Below are 16,996 nucleotides of genomic sequence, written 5' to 3'. Positions count from 1 at the left end.
ACGATAACGCTGCGAGTGCGACATGATTGATGCAAAAATCCCTCTGACCGACATCCACCGCCATCTTGATGGCAACATCCGTGCACAAACCATCCTCGATTTAGGTCGTCAGTTTAATCTTGCCCTGCCCGCTGCCACCCTTGAGACGCTGCGCCCGCATGTGCAGGTCACCGCCAATGAACCGGACCTGGTGAGCTTCCTGCAAAAGCTGGACTGGGGCGTGAAGGTGTTGGGCGATCTTGATGCCTGTCGTCGCATTGCATTGGAAAACGTCGAAGATGCCGCGCGTGCCGGTATCCACTACGCTGAACTGCGCTTTTCGCCAGGTTATATGGCAATGACGCACCAGTTGCCAATTGCTGGTGTGGTTGAAGCGGTGATCGATGGTGTGCGCGCCGGTGTACAACAGTACGGTGTCGATGTCCGTCTAATCGGCATTATGAGCCGTACCTTTGGCGACGAAGCTTGCCTGCGTGAACTGGAAGGTTTGCTGGCGCATCGCGAGGGTATTACCGCCGTCGATTTAGCCGGTGACGAACTGGGCTTCCCAGGTAGCGAGTTTCTTAGCCACTTTAATCGCGCCCGCGACGCCGGTTTTCGTATCACCGTCCATGCCGGTGAAGCCGCTGGCCCGGAAAGCATCTGGCAGGCGATTCGCGAATTGGGTGCCGAGCGTATCGGCCACGGTGTGAAAGCAATTGAAGATCGCGCGCTGATGGATTTCCTGGCCGAGCAGAAAATTGGTATCGAATCCTGTCTGACGTCGAATATTCAGACCAGCACCGTCTCCTCGTTCGCCAGCCATCCGCTGAAAGCCTTCCTCAACCACGGTATTCTCGCCACCATTAACACCGATGACCCGGCGGTTCAAGGTATTGAGCTGGCGCACGAGTATCAGGTGGCGGCACCACAAGCCGGGCTGACCTCAGCCGAGATGCGTCAGGCGCAGGAAAATGGGGTGACGATTGCGTTTCTGAGTGATGCGGAGAAAGCCGCGCTGCGCGCACGCGTAGCGGGATAAATTTATTAACGTCGCGGCGCGATAAATCGCGCCGCGACGGGAACGTGATTACTTCAGTGACAACGTCTGGCGTTTTTCCGCCGATTGCAAGCCCAGCTCGATTAACTCCATCACCTGGATGGCTTCCTCCGCCGTCACCGGGTTAGCACCGGTGCCCGCGATAGCATCACGCACTGCCGCATAGTAGGCCGGATAGTTACCTGGCAGCGTCAGCAGCGCCTTCTCCACCATCACATCTCCGTCGGCCAGCGTCAGCACGCCGTCGCGCATATCGTAGCCCCACTCCTCTTTTGGCGGACGTTCGCCTGCCTTCAGACGATCTTCCTGTGGGTCGAGACCATATTTGACATAGCTACCTCGAGTACCGTGCACAATGAAGCGCGCTGACTCCGCCGCCGCCAGCATGCTGGCATGCAGCACCACGCGACGTTGGGGGTACGTCAGGGTGGCATGGAAATAGTCAGTGGTTTGCGCACCAGTGCGCAGCTCTGCCATGTCCACATTGATCGCCACCGGTGTACCAAACAGCTGCAACGCCTGATCGAGCACATGCGGCCCGAGATCGAACCAGATACCGCTGCCCGGCCCTTTCATCTCACGCCAGCGCTGGCGCACTTCCGGGCGGAAGCGGTCAAAGTGTGATTGCAGATAGCGAATCTCGCCCAGCGATCCCTCCGCCAGCAGTGATTTCAGGGTAAGAAAATCACTGTCCCAGCGGCGGTTATGGAACACCGACAGCAGCAACCCTTTGGCTTTTGCCAGTGCATCAAGTTCACGCGCCTGAGACAGGGTGACGGTGAACGGTTTATCGACCACCACATGTTTGCCGGCATTGAGCGCCGCTTTCGCCAGAGGGAAGTGGGTATCGTTAGGGGTAGGAATTACAATCAGATGCAGTGTCGGATCGTCCAGCAGCGTCTGCGGATCACTCACTACCTGTACCGACGGCCAATCAGCGTGCACTTTAGAAGCGTCGCTGCTGGAGATCGCCGCCAGTTCCACCTCTGGCGTACCGGCGATCAGCGGTGCATGGAAAGTTTTGCTGGCAAATCCGTAGCCTATCAGGCCGACACGAAGTTTATCGCTCATTATCATTCCTCTTGTTCGTTACCTGTCTGATTTAAGACGAATCAGCGCCTACGAACAAGCGGGAATCAGCCGAAAACTCAGGATATCGCACTCCGTGCCGGTTGCCAGCTCTCCTGCGCCACCAGCGCATCGTGAGCATCCTGACTACGACGACGAAAATCACTCGGGCTGACGCCGACGCGTTTGCGGAACACGCGGGAAAAATAAAGTTGGTCATCATAGCCCACTTCACGCCCCACCGACGCGATCGGTTCCTGGGTGGTCTGCAACAATAATTTCGCGCGGATTACACGCTGATCCTCGCGCCAGCGCAGCAGATTAATCCCCATCTGCTCACGGAACAGGTGGGCCAGGCGCGACGGCGAGAGACAGACATGGCGCGCCACCTCTTCAATTTTTACTTCGCTGGCCAGATGATTGGTCACGTACTGACAGGCTTCAATCACGCGCGGGTCACGAATTTGCTGATGGCTGCGTGGATCTTCCTCCACCGCACGCAGCAACAGACGTTCCAGCAGGTTCATCGCCAGTTCCTCGGCGAAGCGCCGTCCGGAGTTATGGGTTTGTTCAATGCTGGCAAACAGGCGGTCAAATTCCGCGCGTTGGGCTTCCGACAGACGCAAGCGTCCCACTCCCAGGCTCTCATCCTGCCATTGCAGCCAGTCGGTCCAGTAAGCCCGCGGGCGGAAATAGACCCAGCGATGGAACCAGCATGGGCTATCCGGCGCGCGTCCATAGTAGTGAGGAGTTTTTGGTTGAAACAGCAGCATATCGCCCGGCAGGCAATCGAATGACTGTTCGCCATCAAATACCCGACCTTCACCTTTGATGGTCAGGTTGAGGATATAGCCTTTCATACCCAGCGGACGGTCGATAAAAAAATCGAGCGGGCCATCGGCGGTAATCGGCGTCAATCCGGCCACCAGCCAGGCATTAAAAGGGTAACCTGGCAATAACGGGTTTTGTTGTGCCACAGGGGGTTCACGGTGGTACATAATGCCCTCACTTTTCGCGTGATTAATTACCGTAGCGGCACGATTTATCGTGCGGTTTTTGAGTCCGCGCGATAAATCACGCCATTACGGAGTGGCTTGACTCAGGCGGCTTTATTTTTCTGTTTGTAGCGGTCAAAAATCACCGCTGCTAACAATATCAAACCGCGCACCACATACTGTGAGAAGGGCGAAATATTCAGGAGATTCATCGCATTCTCAACCGTCCCGAGGATCAACACCCCGGCAACCACGTAGGAAATTTTACCAATGCCGCCTTTCAACGACACTCCACCCAGCACACAGGCAGAGATCACGATCAGTTCGTATCCCAGCGAAGTCATCGGCTGACCGCTGGTCATACGCGAAGCCAGAATGATGCCTGCCGCCGCTGAGACCAGCCCGGAGAGGATAAAGATGATGATGCGAGTACGCACCACCGGTACCCCTGCGAGACGTGCCGCCTCCTCGTTACCGCCAATCGCCAGCGTATTTCGCCCAAAGGTGGTTTTATTCAGCAGGAAGCCGAACACAATCATGGTGGCGATGGTCAGCCAGATCGGTGCTGGCAGGCCGAACCAGTTAGCATAGCCAAGAGCGAAGAAGCGTTCATCTTCGATCCCCACCGCTTTACCGTCTGAGAAGATATAGGCCAGACCACGCACAATCTGCATCGTCGCCAGTGTGGTGATCAACGCATTAATCTTCAGCCGCGCAATAACGAAACCGTTAATAAACCCGGTCGCCATACCCAGCAATAGCCCTGCCGCTACGCCAATCCACAGGCTTTCGGTGAGGTTGATGACCACCGCCGTCACCACGCCCGCACAGGCGATAACCGAAGCCACCGACAGGTCAAAATCCCCCGACGCGAGGCAGAACAGCATGCCGCACGCCACCATACCGGACATTGACATCGCCAGCCCCAATCCTTTCATATTGATAAAGGATCCGAAGTTGGGGACAAAAATCGTACAGGCAATAAACAGCAGCGCGAACACCACCAGCATGCCGAAGTTATCCCAGATACGCCCCAGTTGCAGGCCGCTGCGCTGAGTAGGTGGCGTATTAGAAGTGGTAGATGAAGCCATAATTGCTCTCCTTTACATCAGGCCACAGCGGCCGCTTGAGTCGTTTTCGGCATCGCCAGGCCCAGCGTCAGCTGCTCCGTGGCACGGTCGTGTGGCAGTTCCCCGGCAATTTCACCTTCGCGCATCACCACGATACGGTCAGCAAGACCCATCACTTCAGGCAAATCGCTGGAAGCAAACAACACAGCAATACCTTTGTTTGCCAGTTGATAAATCAGGTTATAAATCTCGTGTTTCGCCCCAACATCAATGCCGCGCGTCGGCTCATCCAGCAGGATCACGTTCATCTCTTCTGACAGCCAGCGGCCAAGTATCGCCTTCTGCTGGTTGCCACCGGACAGGTTCATAATCAGTTGTTGCGCATGCGGGGTTTTGATATTGAGCGAGCGGATATGGCTGTCGGCGTTTTTTTCCTCCCAGCCCGGCTTGATCAAACAGCCAGCGGTGAGATTGTGGCGACGCGCACTGATGTTGATGTTGTCACGCACCGAATGTACCGGAATAATCCCTTCTGCTTTGCGGTCTTCCGGACACAGCATAATCCCGGCACGGATCGCATCGATCGGTTGGCGAATATTGAGTTTTTTACCGTCCAGCGACACGCTGCCACCGCGCAGACGGGTAGCGCCAAACAGTCCCTTCATTAATTCACTGCGCCCGGCCCCCACCAGACCGAACAGCCCGACGATTTCACCGGCCCGGACCTCTAGCGAAATCGGCATGCGCACACCCTGCGCCTCCACCTGGTCCAGCTGCAAACGCACGGGCCCCAAATCACGCGGAGCGTAACCATAGATATCCCCCAGATTGCGACCCACCATCGCCTGTACCAGATCTTCATGATGCGTGTTCTGCATATCAGTGAAGGTGCGTACATAGCGGCCATCTTTAAATACGGTGATGGCATCACTCAGGGCAAAAATCTCTTCCATGCGATGTGAGACATACAGCACCACCCGCCCCTGCTCGCGCAGCTGACGGATGACGCGGAACAGATGTTCAATCTCGCGTGCTGACAGCGAGCTGGTGGGTTCATCAAAGGCGATAATGCGCGCATTACGCGCCAGCGCTTTGGCAATTTCCACCATCTGCCATTGTCCGAGCGACAGGTATTTCAACGGCATATCCGGATCGATATCCATGCCGAGATTTTGCAACTGTAAGCCCGCTTCGTAGCGCAGCAACTTACGGTTCACCAGGCCGTGGCGATGCGGAATCTGACCGAGGTAGATGTTCTCCGCCACGCTCATTTCCGGCACCAAATGCAGCTCCTGATAAATAATCGCCACACCCGCATCCAGCGCTTCGGTGGTGTGATTAAAACGCATCGGCTGGCCTTTGATGTGGATCTCACCGGCGGTCGGCTGGTAGCTGCCGCTGAGAATTTTTAACAGCGTGGATTTGCCCGCGCCGTTCTCGCCCATCAGCGCATGCACCTCACCGGCACGGCAGCTGAACGAGATATCCTGTAACGCTTTAACGCCAGGAAACGTTTTGCTGATGCCATGAAACGACAGAAAAGCAGGATCAGTGTTCATGGAGACTCCTCTATAACCTTCATACTTCGTGCGCAACGGCTTAAGCAGCGCGCTTATCCCAGGTGGCTCAGGCCATCAAGCGCCTGGGGATAAGCGCACTTGTGGTTTGGCGACTTACATCAGCCCTTTTTTCGCCAGTTCAGTTTTGAAGTTATCGCGGGTGATCAGCACCACGTCGGTCACTTCAGTGAACTTCGCCGGTTCTTGTCCTTTGGTTACCCAGTCATACAACATTTGGCTACTTTTATAGCCGTGTACGTCCGGGCTGGGCAGCAGCGAACCATAGAAGCCGGTCGGTTGCCCTTTCGACAACTCGCTAACGGCATCCACTCCGTTGATACCAATCCCGATCACGTCGGGAGCCTTAAAGCCCTGACCTTCGGTGGCGCGCACGCCGCCCAACACAGTGTTGTCATTCATGCCGAGAATCAGCCAGTGTTTCACTTGCGGGTGCTGTACCAGCAGCGAGTTACCGGCGTCAAATGCGCCAGGAATATCATTGGATTTAGTTGGCACCTGGTAGATCTGCGCAGCCGGGAAGCCTGCCGCTTTCAGCGCGTCCATTGAGCCAGAGGTACGGCGACGGGCGGTGTCCAGTTCATTGGCGGTGATCGCCATCACGCCGGTTTCTTTCACATCCCAGCCACGTTTTTGCATTTCTTTATACAGTTCCTGGCCCTGACGCTCGCCGATTTTGGTCGCCGCCATCATCACCAATGGCACGGTGTCCATCGGTTTGCCTTTGGCGTTGACGAACTGATCATCAACCGCAATCACCTTCAAATCGTAACTGCGGGCTTTCGCCATGATCGCCGATCCCAGTTTCGGGTCCGGTGTACAAATGACGAATCCTTTCGCGCCACTGGCGGCCAGGCTATCGATCGCATTCAGGGTTTTTTCGCCATCCGGCACCGCGATTTTGATCACCTCAAAGCCGAGATCTTTGCCGGCTTTGTCGGCGAAGCGCCACTCAGTCTGGAACCAGGGTTCCTCCGGTTGTTTGACAAGAAAACCGAGCTTCATCGTCTCGGCGATAGCGGAATGTGACATAACCGCGGCGAGACCAACCGCCGCCAGCGCTTTAGTGAATTTATGCATGATGCTCTCCGGCACAATGATGTTTTTAGCGTGCAATAAACGAATCGGTGTAAGCGCTACCACTCTGATTTCTCTTACGGGTACAGCGAAAAATCAGCGCGTTAGAGCAAGGTTTGTACAAAGGCTGTGCAAACGCTGGGCTAGTTGTAGCGGGAAAAGCACCAAAAAATGTAGAGCGGTATCACATCCCGGAACGACGACAAAATCATCCATATATTCAGCAAAATTAACCGGTCGTTAACTTTTGCAGTGGATCACGAAATGGCTGCTGATGACAGAAAAGTGCATATTCTCAGCCGGGGATGACTAACCGCTCCAGCCCACCCATTCCAGGATACTCACAGATAACTGACACAGGAGAATTTCAATGGGCGCTGGCGCTATCACCATCGGGCTGGATTTTGGCAGCGATTCTGTCCGAGCCCTGGCCGTGGACTGCCAAAGTGGCAAAGAACTGGAAAAAGCGGTGGTCAACTATTCGCGCTGGGCCAAAGGAATGTTTTGCGATGCGCATGCCAACCGCTTTCGCCATCATCCGCAGGATTATATTGATGCGCTGGAACAGGCGCTGGTTACGGTGGTGCAGGCTCTCACTCCCGAGCAGCGAGATGCGGTAGTCGGGATTGGCGTGGACAGCACCGGTTCTACTCCGGCACCGATCGACCGCGAGGGCAAGGTGTTGGCGTTACGTCCTGAGTTCGCCGACAACCCCAATGCGATGTTTGTGTTGTGGAAAGATCACACCGCCATAGAGGAAGCCGAAGAGATCAATCAGTTGTGCCACAGTGGCCGCTTCACCGATTACACCCGCTATATCGGCGGCATTTATTCGTCTGAGTGGTTCTGGGCCAAAATTCTGCACGTATCGCGTGAAGATGCTGCGGTACGTGACGCAGCTGTCTCCTGGGTGGAGTTGTGTGACTGGGTTCCCGCGCTGCTGAGTGGCACCACCGCCCCGCAACAGCTGCGCCGTGGTCGTTGCGCCGCCGGACATAAGTCGCTCTGGCACCCGGACTGGCAAGGTCTGCCACCCGCCGATTTCCTCAATGCGCTCGATCCACTGTTGACCGCGCAGCTTGACTATCCGCTGTTTACCGATACCTGGACGGCTGATATCCCGGTCGGTACGCTGAGCGCCGAATGGGCGCAACGCCTCGGTTTGTCGCGGCAAGTGGTGTTGTCAGGTGGTGCTTTTGATTGTCATATGGGTGCTGTCGGTGCCGGTGCACAACCCTATACGCTGGTGAAGGTGATTGGCACCTCAACCTGCGACATTTTGATTGCCGACAGTGAAAAAGTAGGTGACCGCGCGATTAAAGGCATCTGTGGGCAGGTGGATGGTAGCGTAGTGCCCGGGGCGATTGGCTGCGAAGCAGGTCAATCCGCGTTCGGAGATATCTATGCCTGGTTCAGCCGCCTGCTTGGCTGGCCGCTGCAACAAGCGGCACAGCAACACCCTGAACTGCGCGCCCAACTGGAAAGTCTGCAAAAAGATCTGATCCGGCAACTGACCGAAGCCTGGGCTGCCGATCCGCAACTCGACCATTTGCCGGTGGTACTCGACTGGTTCAACGGGCGTCGCACCCCGGATGCCAACCAACGTCTGAAAGGCGTGATTACCGACCTCAATCTTGGCACCGACGCCCCGGCCTTGTTCGGCGGGCTGATCGCCGCCACCGCCTTTGGCGCACGCGCCATTATGGAGTGCTTCGAGCAGCAGCAGATCCCGGTGGAGAACGTGCTGACTCTCGGCGGTATCGCGCGCAAATCCCCGGCCATCATGCAAGCCTGTTGCGACGTGATGAATCGCCCGCTGGATATTGTCGCCTCCGACGAATGCTGCGCCCTTGGTGCTGCCATTTTTGCCGCCGTTGCCGCTCAGGTCTATGCCGATGTCCCGGCAGCCCAACAGGTCATGGCCAGCCCGATCGACGTCACGCTGCAACCAGACAGCCTGCGCGTGGCGCGCTATCAGCAACTTTATCAACGCTATCAACATTGGTGCCAGGCCGCTGAACCGCAGTATGCCGCACGCACCGTTTCCGCTAAGTGAAGGAGTGGTTTTATGGAACAGCACAACACACAACAGGTGTGGTTTGTCATTGGTACGCAGCACCTCTACGGGGCGGAGACCTTACGCCAGGTGGAGCATCACGCCCGTCAGGTGATGGATGGCCTCAATCAGGCAGGCACCCTGCCGCTACAACTGGTGCTGAAGCCGCTGGTGAAGTCGCCGGACGAAGCGCTGGCTCTGTGTCGCGAAGCCAACCATGCCAATGAATGTATCGGCATCATTACCTGGCTGCACACCTTCTCACCCGCCAAAATGTGGATTGGCGGCCTGAGCATCCTGAATAAGCCGTTGCTGCAATTCCATACCCAGTTCAATGCTGAGATCCCGTGGGACAGCATGGATATGGATTTTATGAACCTGAATCAGACCGCGCATGGTGGTCGTGAGTTTGGCTTTATCGGTGCACGTATGGGCCTTCAGCACAGCGTGGTCACTGGTCATTGGCAGGACAAAGAGAGCCAACTGCGTATCGGTCGTTGGATCCGTGCCGCCCAGGCGCGCCAGGCCAGTCAGCAGCTGAAAGTCGCCCGTTTCGGTGACAACATGCGTGAGGTGGCAGTAACCGAAGGTGACAAAGTCGCGGCACAGATTCAGTTTGGTTATGCGGTGAATGGCTGGGGCGTCGGTGATTTAGTCGACGTGGTCAACAGCGTCAGCGATGGTGACGTCAATGCGCTGATCGATGAATATGAAAGCCATTATCGCTTCACTGACGTCGCGGCGGTAAATGGTGAGAAGCGCCAAAACGTGCTGGATGCGGCGCGTATTGAGCTGGGTCTGAAACGCTTCCTCGATGCAGAGGGCTGCAAAGCTTTCACCACCAACTTCCAGACGCTGCACGGCATGACACAGCTTCCCGGTCTGGCGGTACAGCGCCTGATGGGTCAGGGTTATGGTTTTGCCGGGGAAGGTGACTGGAAAACCGCCGCGCTGTTGCACATTCTGAAAGTACAGGCGGGCAATCGTGCTGGCGGCACCTCGTTTATGGAGGATTACACCTACCACTTCTCGCCGGGCAATGACCTGGTGCTGGGATCGCATATGCTGGAGGTGTGCCCGTCAATTGCCAAAGAGGAAAAACCACTGATTGATGTGCAATTCCTTGGTATTGGTGGCAAAGCCGATCCGGCGCGTCTGATTTTCTCTACCCCTGCCGGACGCGCGGTAAATGCCAGCGTGATCGATCTGGGTGACCGCTTCCGTCTGCTGGTCAATGTAGTGGATGCTATCGAACAGCCGAAACCATTGCCAAAACTGCCGGTCGCGCGTGCCTTGTGGCGTGCACAGCCGTCACTGGCAACCGCCTCTGAGGCCTGGATTCTGGCCGGCGGCGCGCACCATACGGTGTTCAGCCAGGCGCTTGACCTCGACGACCTCTATCTGTACGGCGAACTGAACGGTATTGAGGTGCTGGTCATTGATGAGGAAACGCGTTTACCGGCGTTCAAAGATGCGCTGCGCTGGAATGAGGCGTATTACCGCTTAATGCGTTGATCATCAGTTCTGTAATGGGGTCGCAATGCATCGCGACCCTTTTTATTTGCATTCAACTCAGGCGGCACTGCGAAACAACCCCATCAGGCATGAAGTTCGCGTAACTCAGCTTCGCTCAAGCCTGTTATCTCGATAATGATTTTAATGTCCAGTTTTTCCGCAAGCATCCGCTGCGCCATTTCCAGGCGACTGACGCCCTTCCTGACGTGACTCCTGCCGCCATTGTGGTTCAATGGTCATAATCTGTTCCTTACGTTGCGGTTTGAACAACGCATCATGCGGTATGGGGGTCGCATTCATTTAGGAGTTTCTTGCCATGAAAATCAACGTGGCCGGACGTTAGCAAAGGTGTTTTCCCACTGAAATATAAGGCTGTGAATTATCAGAGGGATATAAGGAATTCAGAATGGGTTCACGAATAAATCATATTGTACACATCGGTAGCGGCGCAATTTATTACGCTTTTCTCCGGGTTTTAACCCGCGCGATAAATCGCGCCGCTACGCCAGATGCCTTACAAAGCTCAGGATGTTAAACGTTTAACTGGCGCATTCTGCTGGCGATCCCACATCACGGTCAGCAGGCGTTGCAGCGCGATAAAGGCGAACAACAGGATACCGATAGCGATTTTGGTCCACCATGAACTGAGGGTGCCGTCAAAGTTAATCCAGGTCTGAATCAGCCCCTGAATCAGCACACCAAACAACGTACCCAGCACCGTTCCCACGCCGCCGGAGAGTAGCGTGCCACCAATCACCACCGAGGCAATCGCATCCAACTCTACGCCGAGTCCCGCCAGTGCATAACCTGCCGAGGTATAGAGGGAAAACACAATACCCGCCAGCGTGGCCAGCGTGGTCGACAGCATATAGATCTTGATGGTGGTGGCGCGGGTAGAAATCCCCATCAACTGGGCTGATGTCAGGTTGCCGCCAATGGCATACACCTGATTACCGAAGCGCGTACGGTGCGCCAGCAGTATGCCGCCCACCACCACCACCAGCATAATCACCGCCAGCAAACTTAAACGCCCGCCGCCAGGGATTTTCCATGCCAGACTCGACAGCGTGGCGTACAACGGATGGTCAATCGGGATCGAGTTTTCTGATACCAGATAGCTACACCCACGCAGGAAAAACATGCCAGCGAGCGTGATGATAAATGCCGGAATTTTCAACGCATCAATCAACCAGCCCATCATGCCACCAAAAGCTGCCCCCAATGCGAGGATCAGAGCAAACGCCAGCAAGGGATCAACATGGTAATCACCAATCAGGCGGGCCAGAAACACGCCGGTGAAAGCGATCACCGCCCCCACCGACAGGTCAATCCCACCGGAAAGAATCACAAACGTCATCCCTACGGCGATAATGCCGAGAAATGCGTTATCCGTCAGGATATTACAAATCACCCGCGTGGAAGCGAAGCCGGGGAACTGACTGAGGCAGAACAGATATCCGGCGACAAACACCAGCAAGGTGATCATCAGTGGAAGATGACGTTTAATCATGATGGACGTCTCCGTTTCAGCATGGCAAGAAAGCGCGGTGACTGGATCAACAGCACGCACATCACCACCACCGCTTTCACCACCTGGTTCAGCTCGGGTGGGAAACCAGACAGCAAAATCCCGGTATTCATCGACTGAATAATCAATGCACCAATCAGCGATAACACCAGGTTAAAACGCCCGCCCATCAGCGATGCGCCACCGATCACCACCGCCAGAATGGCGTCCAGCTCCAGCCACAAACCGGCGTTATTAGCATCCGCCCCGCGAATGTCGGCAGCGACAATCAAACCGGCCACCGCCGCGCACACGCCACTGATCGCGTATGTCGACATCACCACCAGCCAGCCGGTCACGCCCGCATTGCGCGCCGCGCGCAGGTTAATCCCCACGGCTTCGATAAACAGTCCTAACGCCGTCTTGCGCGTCAACAACCAGACCGCCAGCGCCACCAGCAGCGTAATCCATACCGGCACCGGCAACAGCCACAGCGAGCCGCTACCAAACCACGACAGATTGTCATTATCGAAGGTAACGATTTGCCCCTGAGTAATTAACTGCGCCACACCGCGGCCAGCGACCATTAAAATCAAGGTGGCAACGAACGGTTGAATACGCAGCAACGCCACCAACACACCGTTCCATAAACCACATGCCAGCCCGGTTCCCAGCGTCGCAAGAATGATAAATGGTAAACTGTGCCCCGCTACGGTCAGCGTTGCCGCCGTAGCCCCGGCAATCGCCATCACCGCGCCTACCGACAAATCAATGCCCCCGGTAGCAATCACCAGCGTCATCCCCACTGCCAGCAACGCCACCGGCGCGGCGCGGTTGAGAATATCGATCGGGCTACCAAACAGGCGTCCATCCTGTAAATGCACGGCAAAAAAGTTATTCGCCACCAGGCTATCCACCAGTAGCACCAGAACCAGCGCGGCGATTTGCGGCATACCGGGCGGCAGTTTCGGCTTGCGCCGATTCGGTTTTTCAGGCGTCATATCGGATTCAAGCATGTTGTTCTCCTCCATGGGCGATAGCGTTAACAATCGACGCCACCGACAGCTGCTCAAGCGGGATCTCAGCCACCTGCTTCAAATCGCGCATTATCAACACGCGATCGGCGTAGCCCACCAGTTCTTCGAGTTCAGAGGAGATAACCAGCAGCGCCAGTCCATCTGCGCACAGGGATTCAATCAGACGAATAATCTCCGCATGAGCACCAACATCGATACCGCGTGTGGGTTCGTCGAGGATCAGAAATTGCGGTTTGGTCACCAGCCAGCGCGACAGCAGCACCTTCTGCTGATTGCCGCCCGACAGCAACTCAACCGGCTGATCGGCATGCGGGGTACGGATGCCAAGACTTTTAATAAAACGTTCCGCAATCGCCTGCTGTTCACGTTTTTTAATCGGTCGCAGCCAGCCGCGCTGGGCCTGCAACGCGAGGATAATATTTTCCCGCACCGATGCCTTGCCAATGATGCCATCGGTTTTGCGGTCCTCCGGGCAAAAACCCATCCCCAACTTCGAGGCTTTAGCCGGGGTACGAATCTGCTGCACTTTACCTTTAATGGTAGCGGTGCCGCGGTCGGCCCGACGGATGCCAAACAACACCTCGGCGGTTTCGGTGCGCCCCGAACCCAACAGCCCGGCCAGCCCGACCACTTCACCCGGTCGCACCTGCAAACTGAACGGTTCGATGGTGCCTTTCTTGCCGTAATCTTCGAACGCCACTATCGGCTGATTGCTGCGCAAGGTGCTGCCCTGCCGCTGCAACGCGGTTTCCAGCAGCTCGCGCCCCAGCATCAGCTTGATCAATTCAATACGCGGCAGCGATGCGGTGTCACGGGTAGCAATAAACTGACCATTGCGCAGCACCGTGATGCGATCGGTAATGCGATACACCTGATCGAGGAAGTGGGTGACAAAAATCAGGCTCATCCCTTTAGCTTTTAACTGCGCCATCAGGGTAAACAACATCTCGACCTCGCTGGCATCGAGACTGGCGGTCGGTTCGTCGAGGATCAGCACCTGCGCCGACAAGTCCACCGCGCGACAGATGGCGATAATTTGCTGCATCGCCACCGAGTAATGCCCAAGTTGACGCGTCACATCGAGAGAAAAACCATATTTACGCATCAGCGCATCGGCATCGCGTATCATGCGTTTGCGATCGATCATGCCAAAGCGACGTGGCTCACGACCGATATATAAATTATCTGCCACCGACATATTGGGCAGCAGGTTCACTTCCTGGTAAACGGTGCCAATCCCCATTAATTGGGCGTCGCCGGTATTATGTGGTGTGATCGCTTTGCCATTCAGGGTGATCACCCCAGCATCGCGGCTGTAGACGCCGGTCAGCACTTTAATCAGCGTCGATTTCCCCGCCCCGTTCTCTCCCAGCAGCGCCATGATTTCGCCTTTGCGGATACTGAACGACACGTTATCCAACGCTTTCACGCCGGGAAAACCTTTGCTGACACCGTTGATGGTCAGCAGTGCCTCTTCTTGTGGTGTAGTCATACGCACCTGCCTCGCCTTACGTCATGAAAAACCGCCCCGGAGGGCGGTGCGGGGATCAGTAACCCATGTTCTTTTTCTTATCGAGCTCCGTCTGTGCATCCGCTGGCAGGAACAATTTCGACTCGGTACGGATGATTTTCGGTGGCTGCGTGCCGTCTTTTTTCAGTTTTTCCAGAGCATCAAACGCTGGACCGGCCATATTTGGCGTCAGCTCCACGTTGGCATTGGCTTCGCCAGCCAGCATCGCTTTGTAGATATCCGGTACACCGTCAATCGAGCCGGTCAGGATATCTTTGCCCGGTTTCAGGCCCGCTTCTTTGATGGCCTGAATGGCACCGATTGCCATATCGTCGTTATGTGCGAACACCATGCAGATATTTTTGCCGTTGTTCTCCGCTTTGATAAAACTCTCCATCACCTCTTTACCTTTACTACGGGTAAAGTCGCCAGACTGGGAACGGATAATTTTGATGTTGGGGTGTCCGGCAATCGCTTCAGCAAAGCCTTTCTTACGGTCAATCGCCACGCTGGCACCGACGGTGCCTTGCAGTTCCACTACGTTACACTGCTTGCTGCCGACAGTTTTCACCAGCCAGTCGCCAATCAGTTTGCCTTCCAGCACGTTATCCGCCGTCACCACCGCTTCATACAGGGACTTATCATTGACCACGATCGCGCGGTCGAGCAGGAATACCGGGATCTTGGCGTCTTTGGCTTCTTCCAAAACCGGTTCCCAGCCAGTCTGTACCACCGGGGCGATAAAGATGGCATCCACACCCTGAGCGATGAATGAACGCACCGCCTTGATCTGGTTTTCCTGTTTCTGCTGACCATCTGCGATTTTCAGCGTGATGCCGCGCTTCTGCGCTTCGGTTTTTGCCACATTCGTTTCCGCAGAACGCCAGCCGGATTCCGAACCAACCTGTGAGAATCCGACTGTCATATCAGCCGCCAGAACCGGTGCGCTGATTGCTGCGCTCACCATGACGGACAAGAGTAAACGTTTCCACATAATTTCATTCCTCTGAAGGGACTGTGCTGTAGGGGGTACAAACGCGGTTTAAGCCTGGCGCAAAAGCCGTCCTTTGAGAGCGACACGCCTCACAAAACAGAATGAATTAAAGGGGTTACGCTAAGATTAGCGACAAAACACTCACGGCAGTTATGGACAAAACACCTGGTATTTCGCGCATCTGCCGTTAAATAAATGTAATAAAGAGAATCGCTTATGTCGCTTAGTGCTGGAAACGATTACAGGCACCGCGTAAAGAATGGTTACGAGGCTTTCAGGAAAGGAATTGATCGATTTGTGACTAAACGCACACATTGTGATGTGAGGTTTCAGAGCGTGTACAGAAAAATACCAACCAGTTGGTAATAAATCGGAAACTCTCTTCGCCTTGTAACAGAAAATAACGTTATAAAACCTGGAAAATAACGCCAGCTAATTTGATAAATCGGATTGTGCGTTTTGCTCACCACAGCCCGAACCGCAGGCAAAGATTTGGCTTAATTTCACCATTTTGACGAATAATAAAAGATAAAAAGGGTAAAAAAGTGTCTTTTGATGAGCAAATTAGCTCACTTTGTCTGATTTTTGAATTTTTTTACCGTTGACATATGGACTCTCGCTGCGTGCTCCCTATACTTGGCGCTTCCCTGTTCTTTATTTATTAATGGCAATCATGACTGCGCTCGATTACCTGCTGAAATTCCGTAAAGTAAATAATCTTGAGAGTCTGGAAAAACTCTACGACCACCTCAATTATTCGCTGACTGACGATAATGACATCATCAATATGTATCGCGCCGCCGATCATCGTCGTGCTGAACTCGCTTCTGGTGGTCGCCTGTTCGATCTCGGTCGCGTGCCAAAGTCAGTCTGGCGTTACGTGGTATAATTCGCTGCTGTTTCCTGCTTCTCGATAATATTGCGTTGTCCAGGTCGGGCGTGCCCCGTTTGGACATGATACGCTCTGCCACACCTTTTCCTGGTAACTGGACTTATTCGATGACCGAACCGGTAAATCCCCCGCGCATTGCTGGCTGGCTGTTACTGCCGCTCGCCTGGCTGATTATGACGATGCTCACCAGCGCACTGGTGGTCGCCATGTATCTTAGCCCGCTGTTTAACCCTGAACTTCGTACCACGCTGTTTTCCCACGGCGGATTGCTGCTGACGCAATGGTCAATTTCCTTACTGACGGCAGGCCTGGTTTGGGTATATAGCATTTGGGTGTGCTGGATTTTCTGCAAACGCTCACGCCGTCTGCCACGCCATTACATTCTCTGGCTGCTGATGACGGTGCTGCTGGCCATGAAAACCTTTGCCTTTACCCCGGTATCCGACAGCAAAGCGATTCAGACATTACTGCTGTCGCTGTTGGCTGCGGCGGTGTTTGTTCCCTATTTCAAACGCTCCCAACGCGTAAAACAGACGTTTATCCAGCCGTAATGGCGCAAGAATCGTCAGGAATTTAATTCTGAGTGCTCTCAACCGTGCTGCAGACGCGGCTCGGGTTGAGATACAGCTCTCAATTCCGGATAATAGACGCCTTTCGGC

At 55.0% G+C, this 16,996-nt stretch carries 16 protein-coding genes; 5 read left to right on the top strand and 11 right to left on the bottom strand.

Annotated elements, in window-relative coordinates; genetic code table 11:
• Positions 1-22 precede the first annotated feature (22 nt).
• Positions 23-1,021 (top strand): adenosine deaminase, encoded by a 999-nt coding sequence (gene add / locus AC6I8W_RS09815; RefSeq protein ID WP_497837974.1) that lies wholly within the window; start codon positions 23-25, stop codon positions 1,019-1,021.
• A gap of 48 nt (positions 1,022-1,069) precedes the next feature.
• Here add and AC6I8W_RS09810 read toward each other — a convergent pair whose 3' ends face one another.
• From AC6I8W_RS09810 to AC6I8W_RS09790, 5 genes are all read right to left on the bottom strand, one after another.
• A complete protein-coding gene (locus AC6I8W_RS09810) occupies positions 1,070-2,110 on the bottom strand; it encodes an oxidoreductase (protein ID WP_497837973.1) in 1,041 nt (346 codons plus the stop codon).
• Between the two features lie 77 nt (positions 2,111-2,187).
• The gene (gene araC / locus AC6I8W_RS09805; protein WP_497837972.1) at positions 2,188-3,105 is read right to left on the bottom strand and encodes an arabinose operon transcriptional regulator AraC; all 918 of its coding nucleotides are present in this window, start codon (positions 3,103-3,105) and stop codon (positions 2,188-2,190) included.
• A gap of 101 nt (positions 3,106-3,206) precedes the next feature.
• The gene (gene araH, locus AC6I8W_RS09800) at positions 3,207-4,193 is read right to left on the bottom strand and encodes an L-arabinose ABC transporter permease AraH (RefSeq protein WP_497837971.1); all 987 of its coding nucleotides are present in this window, start codon (positions 4,191-4,193) and stop codon (positions 3,207-3,209) included.
• Between the two features lie 17 nt (positions 4,194-4,210).
• Positions 4,211-5,731, bottom strand: a complete 1,521-nt coding sequence (gene araG / locus AC6I8W_RS09795; protein ID WP_497837970.1) for an L-arabinose ABC transporter ATP-binding protein AraG — start codon at positions 5,729-5,731, stop codon at positions 4,211-4,213.
• 114 nt (positions 5,732-5,845) lie between these two features.
• A complete protein-coding gene (locus AC6I8W_RS09790; RefSeq protein ID WP_497837969.1) occupies positions 5,846-6,829 on the bottom strand; it encodes an arabinose ABC transporter substrate-binding protein in 984 nt (327 codons plus the stop codon).
• 367 nt (positions 6,830-7,196) lie between these two features.
• On the opposite strand from AC6I8W_RS09790, the gene AC6I8W_RS09785 reads away from it, so the two are divergent.
• A complete protein-coding gene (locus AC6I8W_RS09785) occupies positions 7,197-8,882 on the top strand; it encodes a ribulokinase (RefSeq protein WP_497837968.1) in 1,686 nt (561 codons plus the stop codon).
• 12 nt (positions 8,883-8,894) lie between these two features.
• A complete protein-coding gene (gene araA, locus AC6I8W_RS09780; protein ID WP_497837967.1) occupies positions 8,895-10,397 on the top strand; it encodes an L-arabinose isomerase in 1,503 nt (500 codons plus the stop codon).
• Between the two features lie 83 nt (positions 10,398-10,480).
• Here araA and AC6I8W_RS09775 read toward each other — a convergent pair whose 3' ends face one another.
• The 6 genes from AC6I8W_RS09775 to ytfQ all read right to left on the bottom strand — a co-directional run bounded on the left by AC6I8W_RS09775 (position 10,481) and on the right by ytfQ (position 15,445).
• Positions 10,481-10,564, bottom strand: a complete 84-nt coding sequence (locus AC6I8W_RS09775; RefSeq protein WP_497838153.1) for an Rpn/YhgA-type helix-turn-helix domain-containing protein — start codon at positions 10,562-10,564, stop codon at positions 10,481-10,483.
• Positions 10,539-10,697: a hypothetical protein gene (locus AC6I8W_RS09770; protein ID WP_497838247.1), complete on the bottom strand. Its 159-nt coding sequence runs from the start codon at positions 10,695-10,697 to the stop codon at positions 10,539-10,541. Before AC6I8W_RS09770 ends, AC6I8W_RS09775 begins: the two co-directional genes overlap by 26 nt.
• 223 nt (positions 10,698-10,920) lie before the next feature.
• Entirely contained in the window at positions 10,921-11,907 is a 987-nt protein-coding gene (yjfF, locus tag AC6I8W_RS09765; protein ID WP_497837966.1) for a galactofuranose ABC transporter, permease protein YjfF, read from the bottom strand.
• Positions 11,904-12,920, bottom strand: a complete 1,017-nt coding sequence (gene ytfT / locus AC6I8W_RS09760; protein ID WP_497837965.1) for a galactofuranose ABC transporter, ATP-binding protein YtfT — start codon at positions 12,918-12,920, stop codon at positions 11,904-11,906. The genes yjfF and ytfT overlap by 4 nt, the downstream gene beginning before the upstream one ends.
• A complete protein-coding gene (locus tag AC6I8W_RS09755) occupies positions 12,913-14,433 on the bottom strand; it encodes a sugar ABC transporter ATP-binding protein (RefSeq protein WP_497837964.1) in 1,521 nt (506 codons plus the stop codon). The genes ytfT and AC6I8W_RS09755 overlap by 8 nt, the downstream gene beginning before the upstream one ends.
• A gap of 55 nt (positions 14,434-14,488) precedes the next feature.
• A complete protein-coding gene (gene ytfQ, locus AC6I8W_RS09750; protein WP_497837963.1) occupies positions 14,489-15,445 on the bottom strand; it encodes a galactofuranose ABC transporter, galactofuranose-binding protein YtfQ in 957 nt (318 codons plus the stop codon).
• A gap of 673 nt (positions 15,446-16,118) precedes the next feature.
• Here ytfQ and ydgT point away from each other — a divergent pair.
• A complete protein-coding gene (ydgT, locus tag AC6I8W_RS09745) occupies positions 16,119-16,334 on the top strand; it encodes a transcription modulator YdgT (RefSeq protein ID WP_480370952.1) in 216 nt (71 codons plus the stop codon).
• A gap of 110 nt (positions 16,335-16,444) precedes the next feature.
• Positions 16,445-16,888, top strand: coding sequence for a DUF2569 domain-containing protein (locus AC6I8W_RS09740; protein ID WP_480370949.1), 444 nt, complete (start codon positions 16,445-16,447; stop codon positions 16,886-16,888).
• Positions 16,889-16,996 lie beyond the last annotated feature (108 nt).

This window comes from Pantoea sp. X-Soil-TKNS-1211, assembly GCF_059730495.1.
The sequence above is the reverse complement of the archived record's forward strand: the minus strand, read 5'-3'. Positions and strand labels throughout refer to the sequence as shown.

Coding starts and splice junctions, on each gene's coding strand:
- AC6I8W_RS09740 (WP_480370949.1), top strand. CDS start 16,445: ATGACCGAACCGGTAAATCCCCCGCGCATTGCTGGCTGGCTGTTACTG.
- ydgT (WP_480370952.1), top strand. CDS start 16,119: ATGACTGCGCTCGATTACCTGCTGAAATTCCGTAAAGTAAATAATCTT.
- AC6I8W_RS09775 (WP_497838153.1), bottom strand. CDS start 10,564: ATGCTTGCGGAAAAACTGGACATTAAAATCATTATCGAGATAACAGGC.
- araC (WP_497837972.1), bottom strand. CDS start 3,105: ATGTACCACCGTGAACCCCCTGTGGCACAACAAAACCCGTTATTGCCA.
- AC6I8W_RS09785 (WP_497837968.1), top strand. CDS start 7,197: ATGGGCGCTGGCGCTATCACCATCGGGCTGGATTTTGGCAGCGATTCT.
- araG (WP_497837970.1), bottom strand. CDS start 5,731: ATGAACACTGATCCTGCTTTTCTGTCGTTTCATGGCATCAGCAAAACG.
- AC6I8W_RS09790 (WP_497837969.1), bottom strand. CDS start 6,829: ATGCATAAATTCACTAAAGCGCTGGCGGCGGTTGGTCTCGCCGCGGTT.
- add (WP_497837974.1), top strand. CDS start 23: ATGATTGATGCAAAAATCCCTCTGACCGACATCCACCGCCATCTTGAT.
- araA (WP_497837967.1), top strand. CDS start 8,895: ATGGAACAGCACAACACACAACAGGTGTGGTTTGTCATTGGTACGCAG.
- AC6I8W_RS09810 (WP_497837973.1), bottom strand. CDS start 2,110: ATGAGCGATAAACTTCGTGTCGGCCTGATAGGCTACGGATTTGCCAGC.
- ytfQ (WP_497837963.1), bottom strand. CDS start 15,445: ATGTGGAAACGTTTACTCTTGTCCGTCATGGTGAGCGCAGCAATCAGC.
- AC6I8W_RS09770 (WP_497838247.1), bottom strand. CDS start 10,697: ATGAATGCGACCCCCATACCGCATGATGCGTTGTTCAAACCGCAACGT.
- AC6I8W_RS09755 (WP_497837964.1), bottom strand. CDS start 14,433: ATGACTACACCACAAGAAGAGGCACTGCTGACCATCAACGGTGTCAGC.
- araH (WP_497837971.1), bottom strand. CDS start 4,193: ATGGCTTCATCTACCACTTCTAATACGCCACCTACTCAGCGCAGCGGC.
- ytfT (WP_497837965.1), bottom strand. CDS start 12,920: ATGCTTGAATCCGATATGACGCCTGAAAAACCGAATCGGCGCAAGCCG.
- yjfF (WP_497837966.1), bottom strand. CDS start 11,907: ATGATTAAACGTCATCTTCCACTGATGATCACCTTGCTGGTGTTTGTC.